Here is a 4715-nt window from a genome sequence, read left to right on the forward strand (position 1 = left end):
GGTCCTCGAACTGCGGCCAGTGCGCGACGTTCTCCATGAGGTGGAACGAGGCACCGGGGATCAGCTTGCTGGCTGCCTCGCCCACCGGCCACTGCATGGTCGGGTTGTGCCGGGTCCACAGCACGAGGGTCGGGCAGGAGATCCGGGTCAGCGCTTCGGGGCCCAGCGCGTCCGACTCGCCCTCGGTCAGCCCGTCGAGCAGCCGGTTGGCGACCGCGAGGAAGTCGGGCTGGGTGAAGATCCGGTAGCGGGCCTCGACCAGTTCGTCGGTCACCACGGCCTTATTGTGTACGAGCCATTCCAGCCGGGTGCGCACCGCCTCACGGCTCGGCTGTGCGAAGGCCTTCTTAGTCGCCTCTCGGACCTGGCTGCCGACCTGGCGGGTCAACGCTGCGCCCCCGGCGTCCACCTGGAGCCCGGCGCCGGTCACGCTGACGAATGCCGAGACCCGATCGGCGTGGTGCACCGCGAGCCAGCCTGCAACCCAGCCACCCAGCGACTGGCCGACGAGCACCGCCCGCGGCGCGTCGACGGTGTCCAGGAAGGCCAGCACGTGCTCGGCCAGTGCCGGGACAGTGTAGTCGATCAGGGGCTTGGCAGTGAAACCGTGGCCCAGCATGTCCAACGCGTAGACATGGTGGGTCCTCGCCAGGGTCGTGACGTTGCGGACCCACGTCTCAGCGTGGCCGCTGATGCCGTGCAGCAGCACGATCGGCTCTCCGCTACCCGCCTCGATGCAGCGCGTCCGGACCCCACCAGCCTCGTAATACCGCACCTGCGCTCCCAGTGCGTGCACCCAGAACGAATTCTCGCTCATAGCCTTGCTCCTCCGTCGTCGGCGGGGCCGAACGGGTCATGTAGCAGGCGCGCGAACAACGCGTCGTCCTGCCAGGTCAAGCTCTCCAGTTGCAGCGGATCCAGGAACACCTCACGACCGGTGCGGGAGTTGTGGATCCGCAACCGCGTACCGTTGGCGCTGCCGTCGCGGCTGATCTCCACCCGGGCAAACTCATTGCTAATCACCAGGGCATCGCACCGACCGTCGCGCTCAGAGGTAGATCGAGATTGCACGGGGCAACACCCTGTGGTCCAGCAGGATCACCCGCTCGGCGATCTTCCAGTCGTCCTCGCCCCGGGTCAGCCGGTCTTGCCGGCAACCGACGAAGAACTGCTCAGAACTACCCCGGCGCGATTGGAAGACCAGTAGATTCGATTCGACTCCGACCGTGCCGTCCTCGTTCTCGGTGGCCACGATGTTGGTGACGAACCGCCGGGTGCGGGAACGCGGCTGCTCGGAGTGGGCCAGACCGGTCTTCAGCCGCTCGTTGCGCTTGAGCAGAAACCTCTTGTCCTCCTCGATCAGCGCCCATTCGCCTGCGACCGGGCCTCGTTCCTGGCCGACCTCCCGGCTCTCGGTGATTGGCATCCAGTACCGGGCGTCATCGGTGAACAGGTCCAGCCACTCGTCGAACCGATTGTTGTCGAGCATCTTGGCCTCGCGGTAGAGGAACAGCTCGGCCTCTCGCTGAAGGTCCACCAGCTGGCTGGTCATGCCCGGTCCTCCGTCATCAGCTGGCGCCAGTAGCGGTAGAAGTTGCGGTGGTTCTGTTCGGAGTAGTGCGGCCCGAGCCGGCCGGGCAGGGTCGGCTCGTCGATCTCACCCTCGTGTCCCATGCCCATCGTGTAGTTGAAGTCGAGCGTTCTGGAAACCGCTCCTCGCGCCGATTCGGTGATCTTCTCGAAGTTCTCCCCGTCGTCCTGGCCGAAGATTCCAGCCGCCGCGTTCTCCTGCGACATCTGCGACCGGGCATAGTCCTTGACGTGCTGGGGGGCGCCGGTGTCGTAGAACGTGGTCTGCCAGACCTCGAGTTCACCGGGGCCCTTGGGGTGCCACTGATAGAGGCCGAACACGTGGAAGCAGCCGAACTTGATCCAGGACAGGTTCGGGAAGACGTTGCCCTGTCCGATCCCGTGTACCGCGGCTTGCTCGGGACTGAGCCGGTCGGCGATCCGCTGGTTGTAGGCCTTGACGTAGTCGACAGCCTCCGGCCCGAAGTGTTCGGCCATCATCAGGTCGTTCGCCAGCCCGCGCCCTGGCTTGGGGATGTCCCCCATGCCGTGTCCGTGGTCGAAGTAGGCGATGTAGTCGGCCAGGGTGTCGTAGTCGGGCAGGAACCCGATCTGGAACGCCGACCCGTGGGTGTAGAGAACGTGGTAGTCGTCGCCGGCGAAGTTCTCCGCGGCGAGCTTCCAGTTGGCCGGGATCACGTACTTCATGGTGGGGCCGAGGACCTCCAACCCCCCTAGCGCACCCTCGATCGGTATGTCGAGATACCAGAGCTGATCGCGACCGAGGTAGTCGATCAGCGGGATCGCGGCGGCATCCCAGCTGGCGAAGATGAATCCTTTGTAGGTTTCCACGCGAGGCACCTCGACCAGGCCGAGGCGAGTCTTGTCGAGCTCGTTGCGGTAAGCATCCGCACTGCGCGGAACGCCGACCAGCGGGCCCTCCGAACTGTAGGTCCAGCCGTGGTAAGGGCACCGAAAGAACTTGGCGTTACCCTGGTCCGTTGAGCAGATCGTCATGCCACGGTGGCGACAGGAATTCAGCAGCACCCGGACCTTGCCGTCGCTGCCCCGGGTCGCGATCACCGGGTCCTCACCCATGACATTGGTGAGGTAGTCGCCCGGCTTCCGCAGCTGGGAGTCGTGCCCGATGTAGAGCCAGGTCCGGGTGAAGATCCGCTGCAGTTCCTGATCGTAGATCGCCGGGTCGCGGAAGATCTCCCGGCTGATCATGCCCTCGTCCGGCCGCACGAGGTCGGTCGAAGTCCGGGCGGGCGCGACCATCGGCCGCGGGTCGGTCATCGTCATCTCAGCACTCCCTTGTGCACTCACGCTCTTGTCCCACTGGTTCTCGTCCCGACCGGGACCTGGGACTGGTGCTCGGCGGGGACGGTTCTTGAAACTGGCCTCTTGACGGTGTGGCACGAAAGTCCCTCGTCATCGACCCGTCACGACCGGCGAGGCCTCTGCACATTGGACTTGAGATCTTCTCCAATGAAGAGAGAGGCGCCTCTTTGCGGGGGCGGGGACAACACCCACTTGTGCGTCCGCAGCGGTTCGGAACACCGCGGTACCGAGGTCGGTCAGTTCACTGGTTGCTGCCGCCGGCCCAGTTCTCCTGAGCGCCGAGGTTGGCCATGGCCGCTGCATAGAGCGCGCCCTGCGCGTCGAAGGGCAGGTGGGGCACCCCAGACCGCTCATAGTTCGGCATCGCTGCCTCGAGCCGGCTGTACATCTCCTCCATGTCCGGCGGCAGATCCCGGTCAAGCCAGGCGGCGTAGTCGCCGTAACCGTGGTCGTAGTTCCATTCGGGCACGTAGTAGAGCCGACCAGCCGCCCCGCGACCGTCCTGAGCAGAGAGGAACAGCGTGATCGGCAGCAGGTGCTCGGAGACCGCTGGGCGCATGAAGTAAACGACCCCGATCTCGTTGAACGCGCGGGCGGTGGTGTCGAACCACGATGCTCGGGTGTGCCCGGGCATGATCGCGTTGACGGCGACACCGTCGCCGCGCACCTCCTCGGCGAGGTAGAACGTCAGCGCGGTGACGGCCGCCTTGGTGGCCTGGTAGGGCATCTCGACCGTCCACGGGCGCAGCCCGTGATACCCGCCTCCGGCGGCGACGGGCAGGACGCCGCTGCTCACGACGTTGATGATGCTGCCGCGCTTCTTCTCCTGCATGGGCCTGATGAACCGGCGGATGACCTTGAGCGTACCGAAGACATTGACGCCGAACATCGCTTCCCAGTCCTGGTCGGTCGTGTCCAGGGTGTTGCGGTGTCCGGTCGGCGCGAAGAGTGTCTCCGACACCAGGGCCGCGTTGTTCACGAGGACGTCGACGGTTCCGAACCGGTCCGTGACCGCCTTGTAGGCGGCGTCGAGCTGTGCGTTGTCGGTGACGTCCACCTCGACGGCCAGTCCCTGCTCGGCATCGAGTTGCTTGCGGAATTCCTCAGCGCCCTCCCAGCTCCGGTCCACGGCGACGACCCGCGCGCTGGCGCGCACCAACGCTTCGGACATGGATCGGCCGATGCCGCGGGCGCCACCGGTGACCACGACGACCCGTCCGTCGAGATCGCCGCGCCACTCGCGAAGTGCCCGCTCCACCATCTCGTCCTGCTTTGCCCGGGCCGCAGCTGCATCCGAGCTTTCCGAACTCGCCGCCTCGTCCATCGACATGCTGGCTTCCAATCCAAGGGGGTTCTGCTCCGGCGAGTAAGTACCAGTTCATGCGGCGTTCTCTCCGGGGCGAGGTTCGTCCTCACGCTATGACGTGCGCTACGTGCTCGTCTATATAATAGTTTGGATTCCATTTATTCAGCAGAGGTAGTAGTGGAGCTTCGCCAGCTGCGTACATCGCGAGGTGGCTTATGTCGGCTCCTCTTCGTGGGTGCCGCCGAGCGGCTCGGCGTGGCTCGGCCCTCGCTGACGGCCGGGCTGGTGGCGGAGCTAATACTGCAACGGCGTTTCGGCGTGTCGTGAGAGGCTGATCCGGGTTCGGCGGTGATGATCACCGCGTGGTGGATCTTGCTGGATGGGTAGCGGCGTTGGACCAGGTCATAGCCTCGATCGGGCCGCGGTTCTTCCGTCGCGAGCCCCGCGCGCGGGCCGGGGCGTATGTGCGCGGCCTGCTGGCCGGGTTGGAGCGCAG

5 protein-coding genes and 1 pseudogene are annotated in these 4715 nt (G+C 65.7%); 1 reads left to right on the plus strand and 5 read right to left on the minus strand.

Annotated features, from left to right (window positions below; genetic code table 11):
* The 5 genes from BM093_RS34060 to BM093_RS34080 form a co-directional block, all read right to left on the minus strand.
* The coding region (locus tag BM093_RS34060; protein ID WP_143105699.1) for an alpha/beta fold hydrolase at positions 1–817 on the minus strand (817 nt) is incomplete at its 3' end.
* Entirely contained in the window at positions 814–1023 is a 210-nt protein-coding gene (locus tag BM093_RS34065; RefSeq protein WP_218163061.1) for a dihydrodiol dehydrogenase, read from the minus strand. The genes BM093_RS34065 and BM093_RS34060, both read right to left, overlap by 4 nt.
* 25 nt (positions 1024–1048) lie before the next feature.
* Complete coding sequence (locus BM093_RS34070) at positions 1049–1552, minus strand: aromatic-ring-hydroxylating dioxygenase subunit beta (RefSeq protein WP_093357371.1); 504 nt, start codon at positions 1550–1552, stop codon at positions 1049–1051.
* Positions 1549–2874: an aromatic ring-hydroxylating dioxygenase subunit alpha gene (locus BM093_RS34075; RefSeq protein WP_218163062.1), complete on the minus strand. Its 1326-nt coding sequence runs from the start codon at positions 2872–2874 to the stop codon at positions 1549–1551. The genes BM093_RS34070 and BM093_RS34075 overlap by 4 nt, the downstream gene beginning before the upstream one ends.
* Positions 2875–3154: 280 nt before the next feature.
* Positions 3155–4243: an SDR family NAD(P)-dependent oxidoreductase gene (locus tag BM093_RS34080; RefSeq protein WP_218163063.1), complete on the minus strand. Its 1089-nt coding sequence runs from the start codon at positions 4241–4243 to the stop codon at positions 3155–3157.
* A 338-nt stretch (positions 4244–4581) separates the two neighbouring features.
* On the opposite strand from BM093_RS34080, the pseudogene BM093_RS38535 reads away from it, so the two are divergent.
* Positions 4582–4715: pseudogene (locus BM093_RS38535) on the plus strand (IS701 family transposase); the annotation flags it as partial.

Source organism: Pseudonocardia ammonioxydans, assembly GCF_900115005.1.
GTDB lineage: Bacteria > Actinomycetota > Actinomycetes > Mycobacteriales > Pseudonocardiaceae > Pseudonocardia > Pseudonocardia ammonioxydans.